The following is a 14485-nucleotide window of genomic DNA, read 5'->3' as shown; positions in this document are numbered from 1 at the left end:
CCGCCGCCTCTGATCGGCCCAGCGGCGACGGAGCGGAGGGTCAGGAGGTCAGGCGGGTGACCGAGCCCCGTTCGCGCAGTGTCGGGGTCTGCATGACGCGGCGCCGACGGGTGCCGCCGTCGGCCGCCACCGAGATGAGCCGGACCGCCGCGCGGACGATGCCGTCGATGTCCCAGTCGACGGTGGTGAGCCCCGGCGTGAGCAGCCCCGACATCGGATGGTCGTCGTAGCCCATGACGGAGACGTCGTCGGGCACCGACAACCCCAGCTCCTGCGCCGCCGCGTAGACCCCGTAGGCGATCGAGTCGGCGAAGCAGAAGACGGCGCTCGGCCGCTCTCGGATCAGCAGCTCGCGGGCCGCCGCCGTGGCTCCGGCCAGCCCGTGGGGCGCGGTGGCGACGTCGATGTCGAGCCCCAGCCGGTCGGCCTCGGCCGTGACGTGCACGTCGGCGGGCCGGTCGGGTGTGCTGGCCCTGGTGGAGGTCAGGACGGAGATGCGACGGTGGCCGGAGGCGCGCAGGTGCTCAAGGGCGAGCGTCACCCCGCGCCGGTTGTCGAAGACGACCTCGCCCGCCGTGCCGGCGATGGAGTCGCCGATCGCGACCACCGGCACCGACTCGCACAACTCGGGCCAGAACGCCGCAGCCGGATCGATCGACTGCACGATCAGCCCGTCGACGCGCTGGTCACGCAGTTGCTGGGCCAGCGCCCGCTCCCTGGCCGGATCGCCGACCGCGTCGAGGATCAGCGCGTAACGGTCTTTCTCCCGCAGGCCCCGGCTGATGCCGACGGCCAGCGCCTGCTGCCACAGGTCCTCCAGGGAGCCGCAGAGCAGGCCGATCATCCCGGTGCGTCCGCTGGCCAGCGCCCTGGCGATGGGGTCGGCCTCGTAGCCGAGCTCGGCGGCCGCCGCGCGCACCCGCTCCATGGTCTCCTCCGACACCTGCAGTCCGCGTAGCGCGTAGGAGACGGCCGCCGGTGACAGGCCGGTGGCCTGGGCCACCTCACGGATGGTGGCTCTCTTGCGAGGCATTACGCCAGCTTATTGCGTGGCACCGACAGAAGCCGATTTCCCGTCACCCGGCTGTCGGGTTTCCGAGCTGGGCGGACCGTTGACAAGTGTCTTGTGAAGCGGTTCACTGAACCGTATCAGTGAAACGGTTCACCTCCGAAGCGACACAGCGCAGAGCGTTTACATATATTGTGAGTAGGAAATAGCGGGAGGGGGAGGCCGCCATGAGCATCGACGTGCATCAGCACCTGTGGACCAGCACGTTCGTCGATGCCCTGCGCGCCCGTACCAAGCCGCCCTACCTCGACGGCTGGACGCTCATCCTCGACGGCGAGCCCCCGTACGAGGTCGATCCGGCCGATCACGAGCACCGCGACACCACCGGGCTGGAGCTGGCGCTGGTGTCGCTGTCGAGCCCGCTCGGCATCGAGTTCCTGCCGCCCGAGGAGTGCTGGCCGCTGATCGACGCCCACCACGACGGCGGCCTGTCGCTGGGCGAGCCCTTCGGGGTGTGGGCGGCCACCTGCCACAGCGAGCCCGACCCCGATCGCCTGGCCGAAGACCTCGACCGCGGCCTGGCCGGCCTGCAGATCCCAGCCACCGCGACGCCCGACGACAGGCTCCTTGAGGTGCTGACCGCCAGGGATCTGCCGCTGTTCGTGCATCCGGGCCCGGCCCTCGCTCCGGCCCTCGCTCCGGCGGGGACGCCGTCGTGGTGGCCGGCGCTGGTGCCGTACGTGCAGCAGATGCACGCCTCCTGGCACTACTTCCACGCCGTCGTCCGGCCACGCCATCCGCGCCTGCGGGTCTGCTTCGCCCTGCTCGCCGGGCTGGCGCCGCTGCACTCGGAGCGCCTGATCGCCCGCGGCGGCGGCGGGCGCGGCCTGGTGGACCGCGACTTCTTCGTGGAGACCTCCTCGTACGGGCCGCGCGCGATCGACGCGATCGTCCGCGAACTCGGCATCGACGTCGTCGTCAACGGCTCCGACGCCCCCTACGCCACCGCCCCCGACCCCGGCCTCGGCGCGGCGGCCGCCCACGCCATCAGGACCGTCAACCCAGCCCGCTTGCTCGGCGAGCGGGACGAGCAACAACGCGAAGGGAGACTCCGTAAGTGAGCACCACCACTGATCAGATCCAGGGCGGGAGTGCCTGTGCGGGGCTCCCTGAGCGCACTCTCGACCGTCGCGAGCTGCGCGACCTGGTGAACGACCTGGCCGCGCACCCCGAGGAGTGGCGTGACCAGGTGGACTTCCCCGCCGACGGCGGACGCCACTACGCCTCGCTCTACCGCGACGCCTACGTGGACGTCTGGCTGCTGTGCTGGCGGCCCGAGGACGACACGGGCTGGCACGACCACGACATCTCCTCGGGCGCGGTGCACGTGGTGCGGGGCGCGCTGCGGGAGTGCAACCCGCGGATCGGCGGCGAGCATCTGGAGACGGTGGTGCCGGCGGGGCAGTCGTTCTCGTTCGGGCCCGACCACATCCATCGGCTGACGGGCGCGGTGGACGAGAGCGTGTCGATCCACGCCTATTCGCCGCCGCTGTGGCGGCTGGGTCAGTACTCGATCGACGGGACCGGCGTCATGCGCCGCGTCTCGGTCAGTTACGCCGACGAGCTGCGCCCGATGGACGACCCGATCGGCTCGGTGGCCTGAGGCCCTGACGCTCTACCGCGCGCGACGGGGCGGCAGCAGGACACAGCAGCTTCCGCAGGGCTCCACGCCGGGCAGGGTGATCCACAGGCAGCAGGTCCTGCGGAAGTAGTCGTCGCCGGCCGGCTCGATCAGCCCGTCGACGGGCCGGCCGAGCTCGTGCAGCAGTCTCATGTAGTCGCCGGGCACGATCGAGGTCAGCGGGTGCGCGATCGCCTCCGCCGTGGAGCCCCACAGCGTGCGCTCGCCCACCTTGGCCAGGGCTCCGATGGCCTCGACGAGGGGCCGCTGCGACTCCTCCAGCGCTCCGGAGATCGCGGCGGCGCCGGCGTCCCAGCGCACGCGCGTGGCCGCGATCGTCACTCCGGCACCGGACTCCTTGAACCACGTGTCGGCCAGGCGCATGATCGGCACCCGCCCGTCCAGCGCCCAGCCGAGCGCCATCGGCAGCGTGTGCCAGTAGCTGTAGGTCTTCCAGAACAGCGCCGCACCGACGTGCCGTGGCGCGTTCCAGCGCGCGGCGGTGTCGTCGACGAGCCGCCCGAGCAGCGTGTACGGCTCCCGCAGCAGTTCCTCGGCCCGGGTCCAGCTCTCGTCGGGCGAGATGACCAGGCCGGGCTCCACGCCGAGCACCCCGCCGCGCGAGTCGGCGAGCCGCTGGAGCGTCTCGGTCAGCACGCTGCGTCTCCCGGGAAGGTTAGGGGGCGGATCTGATCAACGTACCAGGGCGTCCGGCGAACCAGCCGGCCACGAGCTGCACCCCGACCACCCCGAGCCCCACGACGAGGGGCACCGTCCAGGAGCCCGACATCTGCCGCAGGAATCCGAACAGCAGCGGCCCCAGCGCGGCGATCACATATCCGACGGACTGGGCCACGGCCGACAGCGCGGTCACCTCGGCGGGGTCGGCCGGGCGCAGCGCGATGATCAGCAGCGCCAGCGCGAACGAGGCCCCCTGGCCGATCCCGAGCACGATCATCCACAGCCACGGCACGGTGGTCGGGGCCAGCAGCACGCCCAGGTATCCGAGGACGGTCAGCACGCCGGCGCCCATCACGTACGGCACCTGCGAAGCCCGCCGCCCGGCCAGGACGGGCACCGCCAGGGAGGTGCCGACCTGGACCAGGTTCGTCAGGCTGAGCAGGTAACCGGCCTGGTCGGCGGCGAGGCCGGCTTCGAGGTAGATCGTCGGCAGCCAGGCGAGCATGACGTAGAAGGTCAGGGACTGCAGGCCCATGAGGGCGGTGACGTACCAGGTGACGCGGCTGCGCAGCACCGCGCCGAAGGGGCGGGGGCCGTTCTGCCCGCCGGGCCGCCCGCGCAGCGCCTGCGGCAGCCAGAGCAGCGCGGCCAGCAGCGCGGGGACGGCCAGGAGCGCGGAGACGCCGCGCCAGCCGTACCCGGTGGTGTGCTCGATCGGGACCACGAGGGCGGACGCGGCGGCGGCGCCGGCCACCACGCACGAGACGTAGACGCCGGTCATCAGGTTGATCCGGTCGGGGAAGTGCTGCTTGACGATGCCGGGCATGGAGACGTTCATGACCGCGATGGCCGTGGCGGCCAGGGCCGAGCCGAGGTAGAGCACGGGAGCGCCGTCGAGGCCGCGCAGCGCCAGGCCGGCCGCGATGACCAGCAGCCCGGCCAGCAGCGTGCGGTCGAGCCCGACGCGGCGGGCGAGCACCGGCGTGAGCGGCCCGAACACCCCGAGGCAGACCACCATGACCGTGGTGATCGCGCCCCCGCCGGCGGGGGTGAGGCCCACGTCGTCCATGATCTCGTCGAGGAGCGGCGAGAGCCCCGCGATGGCCGGTCGCAGGTTGAGCGCGGCCAGGGCGAACCCCGCCACGAGCAGAGCGGATCTGAACGACATAGAGGACCACTCTCGCATAACCTCTTGACAACGTTGTCTATCGACCCTGATTAGGGAATGATCCAGGCGTGAGACCGACGATGAAGGACGTCGCCTCGGCGGCGGGCGTGGCGCTCAAGACCGTCTCGCGGGTCGTGAACGGCGAGCCCGGCGTGCATCCGGAGACGGCCGAGCGGGTGCGGGCGGCCATCGACCAGCTAGGTTACAGCCGCAACGAGAGCGCCCGGGTGCTGCGCAGGGGCACGACCGCCACGATCGGGCTGGTCATCGAGGACGTGGCGGACCCGTTCTACGCGGGGCTGAGCCGGGCGGTGGAGACCGTGGTGATCGACCACGGCTGCCTGCTGCTCAGCGGATCGTCCGGGGAGCAGCCCGGCAGGGAGCGCGAGCTGGTCGAGACCTTCTGCGCTCGCCGCGTGGACGGGCTGATCATGGTGCCGGCCGGGGACGACCACACGTACCTGCGGCCAGAGCTGGAGGCGGGCACGCCCGTGGTGTTCGCCGACCGGCCGCCGGGAGCGGGCATCGACGTGGACACCGTGCTCAGCGACAACGTGGGCGGCGCCAGGCAGGCGGTGCGCCACCTGCTGAGCCACGGTCACCGCAGGATCGCCTTCCTCGGCGACGATCCGGCGATCTTCACCGCGGCCGGGCGGCTGCAGGGCTACAAGGAGGAGCTGGGCGGGCTCTTCGACCAGCGGCTGGTCTCGATGCGGACGCCTGCGCCCGAGGCGGTCCGGGCGGCCATGGACCACATGTTCGACCTGGACGACCCGCCGACGGCGCTGTTCACCGGCAACGGCCGCTGCACCGTCACCACTCTGCGGGTGCTGGACGGGCGGCGGCCCGCGCTGGTGGGGTTCGACGACTTCGAGCTGGCCGACCTGCTCGACCCGGGAGTGAGCGTGGTGGCGCAGGATCCGTCCTGGATGGGGCGGGTGGCGGCCGAGCTGCTGTTCCGCCGCCTGCGCGGCGACACGGGCCCGTCGGAGCACATCGAGCTTCCGGTACGCCTCATCCCGCGCGGCTCGGGCGAACTCACCCCCGGGGACCTGTAGAGACCCGCACGAGCGTCAGGCCGGGAGCTGCGCGGGCTCGGGCGTGGGGCGCAGGACGCGGGCCAGGGCGAGCGCGACCAGCACGCCCGCCGCCCCCGACAGGGCGATGGCCTGCCCAGGGGCGACCGCCTCCCCCAGCACGCCCACCAGCGCCGCCCCCGCCGCCTGCCCCGTCATCAGCCCGGCGGACTGCAGCCCGAACGCCTGCCCCCGCACCTCCTCGGGCACCGCGTCCACGAACCGCCGCTGCAACCCGAGCTGGTACGACAGCCCGGCGGCCCCGATCGCCGCCAGCACCGCAGCCCAGGCGACCCCGGGCGAGAGCGCGAAGGCAAGCCAGGGCACCCCCAGCAGCACCGCCAGCGGCAACGACAGCCGCTCCCGCAGCCCGGGGGCCGCGAACCGCCCCACCGCGAACTCGCCGGCCGCCATCCCGCAGGCCGCCACCGCGAGCACCACCCCCGCCTGTCCCTGCCCGCCCATGTACGGCACCACCATGGCCTCGGCCCCCGCCAGGCACACGCACGGCAGCCAACCGGCCAGCAGCAGCCCGCGTACCCGCCCGTCGGCCAGCAGCCGCCGGTTGACCCGCAGCGTCTGCCGGACCGCGCCACGCCGTGCCCCGCCCCGCGCCGCCCGGTACGGCAGCCCGAACCGCAGCACCAGCGCGGCCACCACCGACAGCCCTGCCGTGACCGCGAGCGCGCCGCCCGGCCCGGCGAAGGCGAGGAACGCGCCCCCGGCCGCCAGCCCGACGACCTGCGCACTGGCCGAGGCCACGTTGAGCATCGAGCGCCCGAGCACGAACGCGTCCCCCGGCAGCACCTCGGGCAGCATCGCGGCCCGCGCCGCGAAGAACACCGGCGAGAACACCCCCGTGACCAGCACCAGCGCCAGCATCGCCCAGACCGGCAGCCCGGCGTAGGCCAGCAGCAGGCACGTGACGGCCCTGACCAGCTCGCCCGCCACCATCAGCGCCCGCGGCGCCAGGCGGTCGGCCAGCGAGAGCAGGAACAGCCCGCCCACGATGAACGGCAGCCATCCGGCCATGTACGCCGCCGCCGCCAGCCCGGGTGAGCCGGTCCGCGTGTAGACCAGCACCGACAGGGCCAGCATCTTGATCGAGTCTCCGCCGACCAGGAGCACGAAGCTGCCGAACAGCACCCGGAACTCCCTGACGGCGAACACCTCGCCGAACGTCGCACCTTTCACAAGGCCCGATGGTGCTGGCCCCTCCCGCTCGACGCGACTTATTCGGATATAACCGAAACATGGTGACGATTGACGTCGTACCTCAGGACGTGATGGCGAGCAGGTTCGCGATCTCACCGCTCATCGAGACCATGCACTCCGAGTGGGTGCTGGCCGGCCGCTACCCCGCCGGCGCCAACGGCCCGTGGGCGGCGCGGTGGCGCGAGACGTACCACGCGCTCGTACAGGAGCATCCCGTGCTCCGGGCGGCGGCCACGATCAGCGGCAACAAGGGAGACGCCAACGTCGACTTCATCGCGCCCCCGCCGACGGCCGTGGACGTGCCGTTCGAGACGGAGCTGGTGGCCATGCGCGCGACGCCGCTGGAGACCGCGCACGGCGAGATCCGGCGGGCGCTGGCCGGCCGGCCGCCCGTGGTGGACTGGATCAGGGAGCTGCTGCTGGGGCCCGAGGTGGTGCGGCTGTTCGCGGCGGCGTACGAGGCGTTGTGGCGCGAGATCCTCTCCCACGACTGGCCCCGCTTCCGCGCGGTGCTCCAGCGCGACGTGGCGCAGCGGGCGGGACGGCTGGCCGCGTACGGCTGGCAGGCGGCCCTTGAGGATCTGCGCCCGAACGTGCGCTGGCACCGCAGCGGCCGGATCGAGGTCAAGCTGAGCACCAGGGTCGGGACCCACCGGCTCGACGGCAAGGGCCTGCTGTTCCTGCCGTCGGCGTTCATGAGCACCATCGGCTGCTATCTGGAGGACGCCTGGCCGTACGCGCTGGTCTACCCCGCCAGGGGCGTCGCGGCCGCTCTCCCCACGCCTGACGCGGACCTGGCGGCGCTGATCGGCCGCAGCCGGGCCCGCATCCTCGCCGAGCTGGCCGAGCCGGCGACCACCACCCAGCTCGCCGCCCTGCTCGGACAGAGCCTGGGCACCACGGGCGGCCATCTCGCGGCGCTGCGCAGGACGGGCGTGATCGCGGGCACCCGCGTCGGCCGGAGCGTCCTGTACGCGCGCACCTCTCTGGGCGAGGCCTTGATCAACGGCTAGCCTGGGCACGCAGGTATAGTCGTTGGGCATCAGTTCTGCAACTTTGTTCACAAGCCGTATCAGGAGCGCGCGCATGAATGCCGCCGACGTCGCCCCCGAGGCACAGCCGAGGTTCCCTCCCGAGCTGATGTACGCGGCGGCCCAGCAGTACTACATGGAGGACGCCACCCAGGGCGACATCGCGGGACGCCTGGGCGTCAGCAGGGCGACCGTGAGCCGGCTGCTCACCGAGGCGCGCAAGCAGGGCATCGTCGAGATCAAGGTGCACCGGCCGGCCGCGCTGGCGGAGGGCCCGCTGGCCGACGAGGTGGCGCAGGCGCTCGGGCTGGAGCGCGTCTACCTCGTCCCCAAGGTCAACGGCCCCACGCTGGGCCCGTGGCTGGCCCCCGGCGTGACCCGCGCGCTGGCCGCCGTCGGCCTGGAGTCGGGCGACGTCGTGCTCGTCTCCTCCGGCACCACGGTGTACGAGTGCGCCCGCGAGGGCCTGGGCCAGTATCCGGGCGTCACGATCGCCCCCGCCGTGGGCGGCCAGGAGGAGCCGCAGCCCTGGTTCCAGACCAACGAGACCACCCGCGTCCTGGCCGAACGCTCGGGCGGCGTGCCCGCCTACCTCTACGCCCCCGCGCTGCCCGGCCCCGAGCTGTTCTACTCGCTGCAGCACGAGCCGTCCGTGCGCCGGGTGATGGACCTGTGGGCGCACGCCAAGTGCGCGATCGTGGGCGTCGGCTCGGCCCCGCTGATGCGGCAGATGGTGCCCTCCCTCATGCCGCGCGACGCCGAGAGCCTGCGCCAGGCCGTGGGTGACGTGTGCATGCGCATCTACGACCGCGACGGGGCCCCGGTGACCTATCCGGGCAGCGAGCGCCTGGTCGCCGCGAAGCCGGAGGACCTGCGCCGCATCCCCCACACGATCGCCGTGGCCGTCGGCGCGGAGAAGGTGCTCTCGATCGTCGCGGGAGCCAGGGGCGGCTACTTCAACCAGCTCGTCACGGACACCCCGACCGCGGAGGGCCTGCTCGCGGCAGCTCACCAGCTCTGAACACTTTTGCTGGACAAAGTTTCTGAACGCGCGCTAACGTGAGCCGCACCACGGGACATGCCCTCCCGTGAGGGCGTGTCCCCGTCTCGGGGGCCAGCGAGCGTCAAAGAACCTAAGGAACACCCGTGAACAGAGCTAAGATGCGGACCTCCGCGTTCGCCGTGGCAGCAGTGCTCGCGAGCTCGGTGCTGGCCGCGTGCGGCGCAGACTCCGGCGGCAGCGGCGAGAGCACCACCGCCGGCGGTGGCGGCGACCTGCAGAACGCCAAGGTCGCCTTCCTCATGCCCGACCTCGCCTCGACCCGATACGAGCTGCAGGACAAGCCGCTGTTCGAGGCCAAGATGAAGCAGCTCTGCCCGACCTGCGAGGTCATCTACCAGAACGCCGACTCCGACGCGGCCAAGCAGCAGCAACAGGCCAACTCCGCGCTGGCCCAGGGCGTCAAGGCGATCGTGATCGACCCGGTCGACTCCGCCGCCGCGGCCACCATCGTCAAGTCGGCCCAGGCGCAGCAGGTGCCGATCATCGCCTACGACCGGCCCATCCCGGCCACGCCCGCCGACTACTACATCTCGTTCGACAACGAGAAGATCGGCTCGCTGATCGCCCAGTCCCTCGTGGACCACCTCAAGGCCGAGAAGGCCGAGGGCGGCATCCTCCAGGTCAACGGCTCCCCGACCGACGCGGCGGCCCAGCTGATCAAGAAGGGCATCCACAGCGCGGTCGACCCGAGCGGGTTCAAGCTGCTCGCCGAGTACGACACCCCCGACTGGCAGCCGGAGAAGGCCCAGACCTGGGTCAGCGGCCAGATCACCCAGTTCAAGGACCAGATCGTCGGCGTGGTCGCGGCCAACGACGGCACCGGCGGCGGCGCGATCGCCGCGTTCAAGGCCGCGGGCGTGAAGGTGCCGCCGGTCACCGGCAACGACGCCGAGATCGCCGCCGCGCAGCGCATCATCAACGGCGACCAGTACAACACGATCTCCAAGCCCATCAAGATCGTCGCCGAGGCTTCGGCCAACGTGGCCTGGGAATTCATGCAGGGCAAGAAGCCCGCCGGCAAGACCACGCTCTACGAGACGCCCTCCGAGCTGTTCGTCCCCACGGTCGTGACCAAGGAGAACACCAAGGAAGTGCTGTTCGACAGCGGCATCATGAAGGCCGCCGACGTGTGTACGGGCGCGTATGCCAAGGGCTGCGAAGAGCTCGGCATCAAGTAGGAGCATCCGATGACCGTCCTGTCGCTGCGCGGCATCAACAAGACCTTCGGCGCCGTGGCCGCGCTCACCGACATCGAGCTCGACGTCGCGGCCGGCCAGGTCGTCGCCGTCGTGGGCGACAACGGCGCGGGCAAGTCCACGCTGGTCAAGATCCTGTCGGGGGTGCATCCGCCCGACTCGGGCACGATCACGTTCGAGGGCCGTGAGGTGGACATCCCGACACCGGCCGCCGCCCACAAGCTCGGCATCGCCACCGTCTTCCAGGACCTGGCGCTGTGCGAGAACCTCGACGTGATCCAGAACCTCTTCCTCGGCCAGGAGATCCGCCCGCTCCGGCTGAACGACGTGGCCATGGAGACCCGCTCGTGGGAGCTGCTGCGCCAGCTCTCCGCCAAGATCCCGAGCGTGCGGGTGCCGGTGGCGGCCCTGTCGGGCGGCCAGCGGCAGACGGTGGCCATCGCCAGGTCGCTGCTCGGCGATCCGAAGGTCATCATCCTCGACGAGCCCACCGCCGCGCTCGGCGTGGCCCAGACGGCCGAGGTGCTCAACCTGGTCGAGCGGCTGCGGGAGAACGGGCTGGGCGTCATCATGATCAGCCACAACATGGCGGACGTGAAGGCCGTCGCCGACACCGTGGCGGTGCTGCGGCTCGGCCGCAACAACGGGGTGTTCGCGGTGGACCAGGTCTCCACCGAGGACATCATCGCCGCCATCACCGGTGCCACGGACAACGTGGTGTCCCGCCGCAACCAGAGGGGGCAGCAGTGAGCGCCGTGACCACCGACCGCCAGGACGAGCGGTTGAAGAACCGTGACGGATGGCGCGGCGCGATCACCGACGTGGTCGAGCGGGCCCGTGGCGGCGACCTAGGGGTCATCCCGGTCGTCGTCGGGCTCATCGTCATCTGGTCGGTGTTCCAGGCGCTCAACCCGATCTTCCTGTCCAGCGCGAACCTGGTGAACCTCACCCTGGAGTCGGCCGCCGTCGGCGTGATCGCGCTCGGCATCGTGTGCGTGCTGCTGGTCGGCCAGATCGACCTGTCCGTCGGCTCGGTCAGCGGGCTGTCGGGCGCGGTGCTGGCCGTGCTGTTCGTGAGCGAGGGGCTGCCGGTCTGGGTGGCCGTCCTGGCCTCGGTCCTCATGGGCGCGGTCATCGGCTGGGTGTACGGGCAGCTGTTCAACCGGTTCGGGGTGCCCAGCTTCGTCATCACGCTGGCCGGGCTGCTCGCCTTCCTCGGGCTCCAGCTGTACGTGCTGGGCACCAAGGGGTCGATCAACCTGCCGTTCGACTCGGGGCTGGTGAACTTCGCCCAGCTCGACTTCGTCCCGGCGCCGCTGTCGTACGCGTTCGCCGTGATCGCCTCCGCCTGGCTGTTCCTCAGCGGCTACCTGCACGCCCAGGAGCGGCGCAAGGCCGGGCTGTCGGCCAAGAGCCTGTCGACGCTGGTCGTCAGGAGCGTGGCGCTGCTGGTGGTGCTGGCCTTCGTGGTCTGGTACCTCGGCCAGACGCGCGGCGTGGGCTGGATGTTCGTCTTCTTCGTGGCGCTTGTGCTGATCATGCACTACCTGCTGTCGCGCACGAAGTGGGGCCGCGCGGTCTACGCCGTGGGCGGCAACGTGGAGGCCGCGCGCCGGGCCGGCATCAACGTCAAGGCGATCTTCACCTCCGTGTTCGTGCTCTGCTCGACGTTCGCCGCGGTCGGCGGCATCCTGGCCGCGGCCCGGCTGGCGGCGGCCAACCAGAGCAGCGGCGCGGGCGACGTCAACCTCAACGCCATCGCGGCGGCCGTGATCGGCGGGACGAGCCTGTTCGGCGGGCGCGGCACCGCGTTCGGCGCGCTGCTCGGGATCATCGTCATCCAGTCCATCTCCAGCGGCCTGACCCTGCTCAACCTCGACTCCTCGATCAGGTTCGTGGTCACGGGCGCCGTGCTGCTGCTCGCCGTGATCGTCGACTCCGTCTCACGCCGGTCGCGAACGTCCCACGGCAGGGCCTGATGGCGATCATCTGCGTGGACGCGGGCACCACGGTCATCAAGGCCGTCGGGTACGACTCCTCCGGTGCCGAGACGGCCGTGGCCCGGCGCCCGACCGTCGTGTCCAGGCCCGCTCCCGGCCATGCCGAGCAGGACATGGGCGCGGTCTGGGACGCGGTCGCGGCCACCGTGCGCGAGGTCGTCGCCCAGGTGGGCAGGGGCGACCTGGTGGCGGTCACGGCCCAGGGCGACGGCTGCTGGCTGGTGGACGCCGCCGGCGAGCCGACCGGCCCCGCGATCCTCTGGAACGACGCCAGGGCCGCCTCGTACGTGGACGCCTGGACGCGCGACGGGCTGGCCGAGGCCGCCTTCCGGCGCAACGGCTCCGCCGCGGCCTCCGGGCTCCCGCACGCCATCCTCACCTGGCTGCGCGCCCACGACCCCGACCGGCTCGCCCGCTCCCATGCGAACCTGACCTGCGGCGGCTGGATCTTCTCCCGGCTCACCGGCGAACTGGTGGCCGACGAGTCCGACGCCTCGGCGCCGTTCATGGACCTGCGGACGCGGGCGTACGCGCCGGACCTGCTGGCCATGTTCGGCCTGGAGCAGGCCGGACGGCTGCTGCCCCCGGTCCGGCCCTGCCCGGTCGCCGAGCTGACCCGTGAGGCCGCCGCCGCGCTCGGCCTGGCCGCGGGGACGCCGGTCGTCATGGCTCCGTACGACATCGCCTCGACCGCGCTGGGCTCGGGAGCGGTGTCGGCGGGGCAGGCGTGCGGCATCCTCGGCACCACGCTGTGCACCGAGGTCGTCGTGGACGCCCCCGACCTGGACGGCGCGCCGACCGGCATCACCATCGCGCTGCCCGGCGGCTACCTGCGGGCCTTCCCCACGTTCGCCGGCACCGAGGTGGTGCAGTGGACGTGCCGCCTGCTCGGGCTGGACGGCCCGGCCGACCTGGGCGAGCTGGCGCTGGAGAGCGAGCCGGGGGCGGGCGGGCTGGCGTTCCTGCCCTACCTGTCGCCCGCCGGTGAGCGTGCGCCCTTCTCCGACCCGCTGGCCAGGGGATCGCTGCTGGGCATGTCGTTCGAGCACGGCCGCGAGCACGTCGCCAGGGCCGTGCTGGAGGGGCTCACCATGGTCATCCGCGACTGCCTCACGGCCACCGGGGCCGCGCCCACGGAGCTGCGGGTGTGCGGGGGCGGCTCGGCCAGCGCCACCTGGCTCGCGCTCATCGCCGACGTCACCGGGCTGCCCGTGCGGCGCTCGGCCGACACCGAGGTGGGCGCGCGCGGGGCCTACCTGGTCGGGCTGGCCGCCACGGCCGCCGCGCCGTCCATCGTCGCGGCGGCCGGGCAGCACGTACGGCTGCGCGAGGCGGTCGAGCCGGACCCCGCGCGGCGGGCCTTCTACGACCGGCTGTTCGCGGACTTCCTGACCCTGCGCGCGAACAACGCGGGCACCTGGCCGCTGCTCGGCGCGATGAGAGGCCGTACATGAGCGTGTGGATCGGCATCGACCTCGGCACGCAGAGCGTGCGCGCCCTGGCCGTCACCGGCGAAGGCCGGGTGCTCGGCGCCGCGAGCCGCCCCCTGACCAGCCACCGCGACGGCCCCCGCCACGAGCAGGACCCCGAGCAGTGGTGGCGCGAGCTGGCCGCGGCGACCCGCGAGGCGCTGCGCGGCGTGCCGGCAGGCGAGCGGGTCGAGGGCGTCGCGGTGGACGCGACCTCTGGAACGATCCTGCTCACCGACCCCTCGGGCCGGGCTCTCACCCCTGCTCTCATGTACGACGACCGCCGCGCCGACGCCGGAGCGGCCAACGAGGCGGGCGCGGCCGTGTGGGAACGGCTCGGCTACCGGCGCATGCAGCCCAACTGGGGGCTGCCGAAGCTGCTGTGGCTGCTGCCCGCCGCTCCCGCTGGCGCCCGCCTGGCCCACCAGAGCGACTTCGTCAACCGCCGCCTGGTGGGGCGCGAGGTGGCCACCGACCTGAGCAACGCGCTCAAGACCGGTGTCGACCTGATCGGTGAGCGCTGGCCGGCGGAGGTGTTCGACGCGCTCGGGGTGCCCGCGGAGATGCTGCCCGACGTCGTACGTCCTGGCGCCCGCCTGGGCGAGGTGTGCGCGGCGGCGGCCGAGGAGACCGGCCTGCCCGAGGGCACCCCGGTGATCGCCGGCACCACGGACGGCTGCGCGGCCCAGCTCGGCGCGGGCGCGCGGCAGGTGGGCAGCTGGAACTCGGTGCTGGGCACGACGCTGGTGCTCAAGGGGGTCACGAAGGAGCTGATCCACGACCCGCTGGGCGTCGTGTACTCCCACCGCGCCCCCGACGGCTCGTGGCTGCCCGGCGGGGCGTCCAGCACGGGCGCGGGCGTCCTGACCCGCGACCTGCCCGGCCGCGACCTCGAC

At 72.4% G+C, this 14485-nt stretch carries 14 protein-coding genes; 10 read left to right on the top strand and 4 right to left on the bottom strand.

Annotated features, from left to right (window positions below; genetic code table 11):
• Window positions 1-40: 40 nt before the first annotated feature.
• On the bottom strand, window positions 41-1033 hold the full coding sequence (locus tag ABFX54_RS17740) for a LacI family DNA-binding transcriptional regulator (RefSeq protein ID WP_346106094.1): 993 nt from the start codon (window positions 1031-1033) through the stop codon (window positions 41-43).
• A 203-nt stretch (window positions 1034-1236) separates the two neighbouring features.
• Here ABFX54_RS17740 and ABFX54_RS17735 point away from each other — a divergent pair, with 203 nt between their 5' ends.
• Both ABFX54_RS17735 and ABFX54_RS17730 read left to right on the top strand, forming a co-directional pair.
• Window positions 1237-2130 (top strand): amidohydrolase family protein, encoded by an 894-nt coding sequence (locus tag ABFX54_RS17735; RefSeq protein WP_346106092.1) that lies wholly within the window; start codon window positions 1237-1239, stop codon window positions 2128-2130.
• Window positions 2127-2672, top strand: coding sequence for a cysteine dioxygenase (locus ABFX54_RS17730; RefSeq protein ID WP_346106090.1), 546 nt, complete (start codon window positions 2127-2129; stop codon window positions 2670-2672). Before ABFX54_RS17735 ends, ABFX54_RS17730 begins: the two co-directional genes overlap by 4 nt.
• A 12-nt stretch (window positions 2673-2684) precedes the next feature.
• On the opposite strand, the gene ABFX54_RS17725 is transcribed toward ABFX54_RS17730, so the two are convergent.
• Both ABFX54_RS17725 and ABFX54_RS17720 read right to left on the bottom strand, forming a co-directional pair.
• Window positions 2685-3347, bottom strand: a complete 663-nt coding sequence (locus ABFX54_RS17725; protein ID WP_346106089.1) for a hypothetical protein — start codon at window positions 3345-3347, stop codon at window positions 2685-2687.
• 19 nt (window positions 3348-3366) lie between these two features.
• Window positions 3367-4539, bottom strand: a complete 1173-nt coding sequence (locus ABFX54_RS17720; RefSeq protein ID WP_346106087.1) for a CynX/NimT family MFS transporter — start codon at window positions 4537-4539, stop codon at window positions 3367-3369.
• A 68-nt stretch (window positions 4540-4607) separates the two neighbouring features.
• Here ABFX54_RS17720 and ABFX54_RS17715 point away from each other — a divergent pair, with 68 nt between their 5' ends.
• Complete coding sequence (locus ABFX54_RS17715) at window positions 4608-5597, top strand: LacI family DNA-binding transcriptional regulator (RefSeq protein WP_428834533.1); 990 nt, start codon at window positions 4608-4610, stop codon at window positions 5595-5597.
• A gap of 15 nt (window positions 5598-5612) precedes the next feature.
• On the opposite strand, the gene ABFX54_RS17710 is transcribed toward ABFX54_RS17715, so the two are convergent.
• On the bottom strand, window positions 5613-6809 hold the full coding sequence (locus ABFX54_RS17710) for an MFS transporter (RefSeq protein WP_346106085.1): 1197 nt from the start codon (window positions 6807-6809) through the stop codon (window positions 5613-5615).
• A 59-nt stretch (window positions 6810-6868) separates the two neighbouring features.
• Between ABFX54_RS17710 and ABFX54_RS17705 the strand changes: the two genes are divergently transcribed.
• The 7 genes from ABFX54_RS17705 to ABFX54_RS17675 all read left to right on the top strand — a co-directional run.
• The gene (locus ABFX54_RS17705) at window positions 6869-7843 is read left to right on the top strand and encodes an ArsR/SmtB family transcription factor (protein ID WP_346106083.1); all 975 of its coding nucleotides are present in this window, start codon (window positions 6869-6871) and stop codon (window positions 7841-7843) included.
• Window positions 7844-7916: 73 nt separating this feature from the next.
• Window positions 7917-8882, top strand: coding sequence for a sugar-binding transcriptional regulator (locus ABFX54_RS17700; protein ID WP_346106081.1), 966 nt, complete (start codon window positions 7917-7919; stop codon window positions 8880-8882).
• A gap of 125 nt (window positions 8883-9007) precedes the next feature.
• Window positions 9008-10102 carry an ABC transporter substrate-binding protein gene (locus tag ABFX54_RS17695; RefSeq protein WP_346106079.1) on the top strand — a complete coding sequence of 365 codons (1095 nt, stop codon included), beginning with the start codon at window positions 9008-9010 and terminating at the stop codon, window positions 10100-10102.
• Window positions 10103-10111: 9 nt separating this feature from the next.
• Window positions 10112-10870, top strand: a complete 759-nt coding sequence (locus ABFX54_RS17690) for an ATP-binding cassette domain-containing protein (protein ID WP_346106077.1) — start codon at window positions 10112-10114, stop codon at window positions 10868-10870.
• Complete coding sequence (locus tag ABFX54_RS17685; RefSeq protein ID WP_346106075.1) at window positions 10867-12099, top strand: sugar ABC transporter permease; 1233 nt, start codon at window positions 10867-10869, stop codon at window positions 12097-12099. The genes ABFX54_RS17690 and ABFX54_RS17685 overlap by 4 nt, the downstream gene beginning before the upstream one ends.
• On the top strand, window positions 12099-13574 hold the full coding sequence (locus tag ABFX54_RS17680) for an FGGY family carbohydrate kinase (protein ID WP_346106074.1): 1476 nt from the start codon (window positions 12099-12101) through the stop codon (window positions 13572-13574). The genes ABFX54_RS17685 and ABFX54_RS17680 overlap by 1 nt, the downstream gene beginning before the upstream one ends.
• On the top strand, window positions 13571-14485 hold a 915-nt coding region (locus ABFX54_RS17675; protein WP_346106072.1), incomplete at its 3' end, for an FGGY-family carbohydrate kinase. The genes ABFX54_RS17680 and ABFX54_RS17675, both read left to right, overlap by 4 nt.

This window comes from Nonomuraea maheshkhaliensis (assembly GCF_039529435.1).
In the GTDB taxonomy this organism is placed as follows: domain Bacteria; phylum Actinomycetota; class Actinomycetes; order Streptosporangiales; family Streptosporangiaceae; genus Nonomuraea; species Nonomuraea maheshkhaliensis.
The sequence above is the reverse complement of the archived record's forward strand: the minus strand, read 5'-3'. Positions and strand labels throughout refer to the sequence as shown.

Bases quoted from the DNA above. Each gene is read 5' to 3' on its own strand.
- ABFX54_RS17740 (WP_346106094.1), bottom strand. From the start codon at position 1,033: ATGCCTCGCAAGAGAGCCACCATCCGTGAGGTGGCCCAGGCCACCGGC.
- ABFX54_RS17735 (WP_346106092.1), top strand. From the start codon at position 1,237: ATGAGCATCGACGTGCATCAGCACCTGTGGACCAGCACGTTCGTCGAT.
- ABFX54_RS17720 (WP_346106087.1), bottom strand. From the start codon at position 4,539: ATGTCGTTCAGATCCGCTCTGCTCGTGGCGGGGTTCGCCCTGGCCGCG.
- ABFX54_RS17705 (WP_346106083.1), top strand. From the start codon at position 6,869: ATGGTGACGATTGACGTCGTACCTCAGGACGTGATGGCGAGCAGGTTC.
- ABFX54_RS17700 (WP_346106081.1), top strand. From the start codon at position 7,917: ATGAATGCCGCCGACGTCGCCCCCGAGGCACAGCCGAGGTTCCCTCCC.
- ABFX54_RS17690 (WP_346106077.1), top strand. From the start codon at position 10,112: ATGACCGTCCTGTCGCTGCGCGGCATCAACAAGACCTTCGGCGCCGTG.
- ABFX54_RS17680 (WP_346106074.1), top strand. From the start codon at position 12,099: ATGGCGATCATCTGCGTGGACGCGGGCACCACGGTCATCAAGGCCGTC.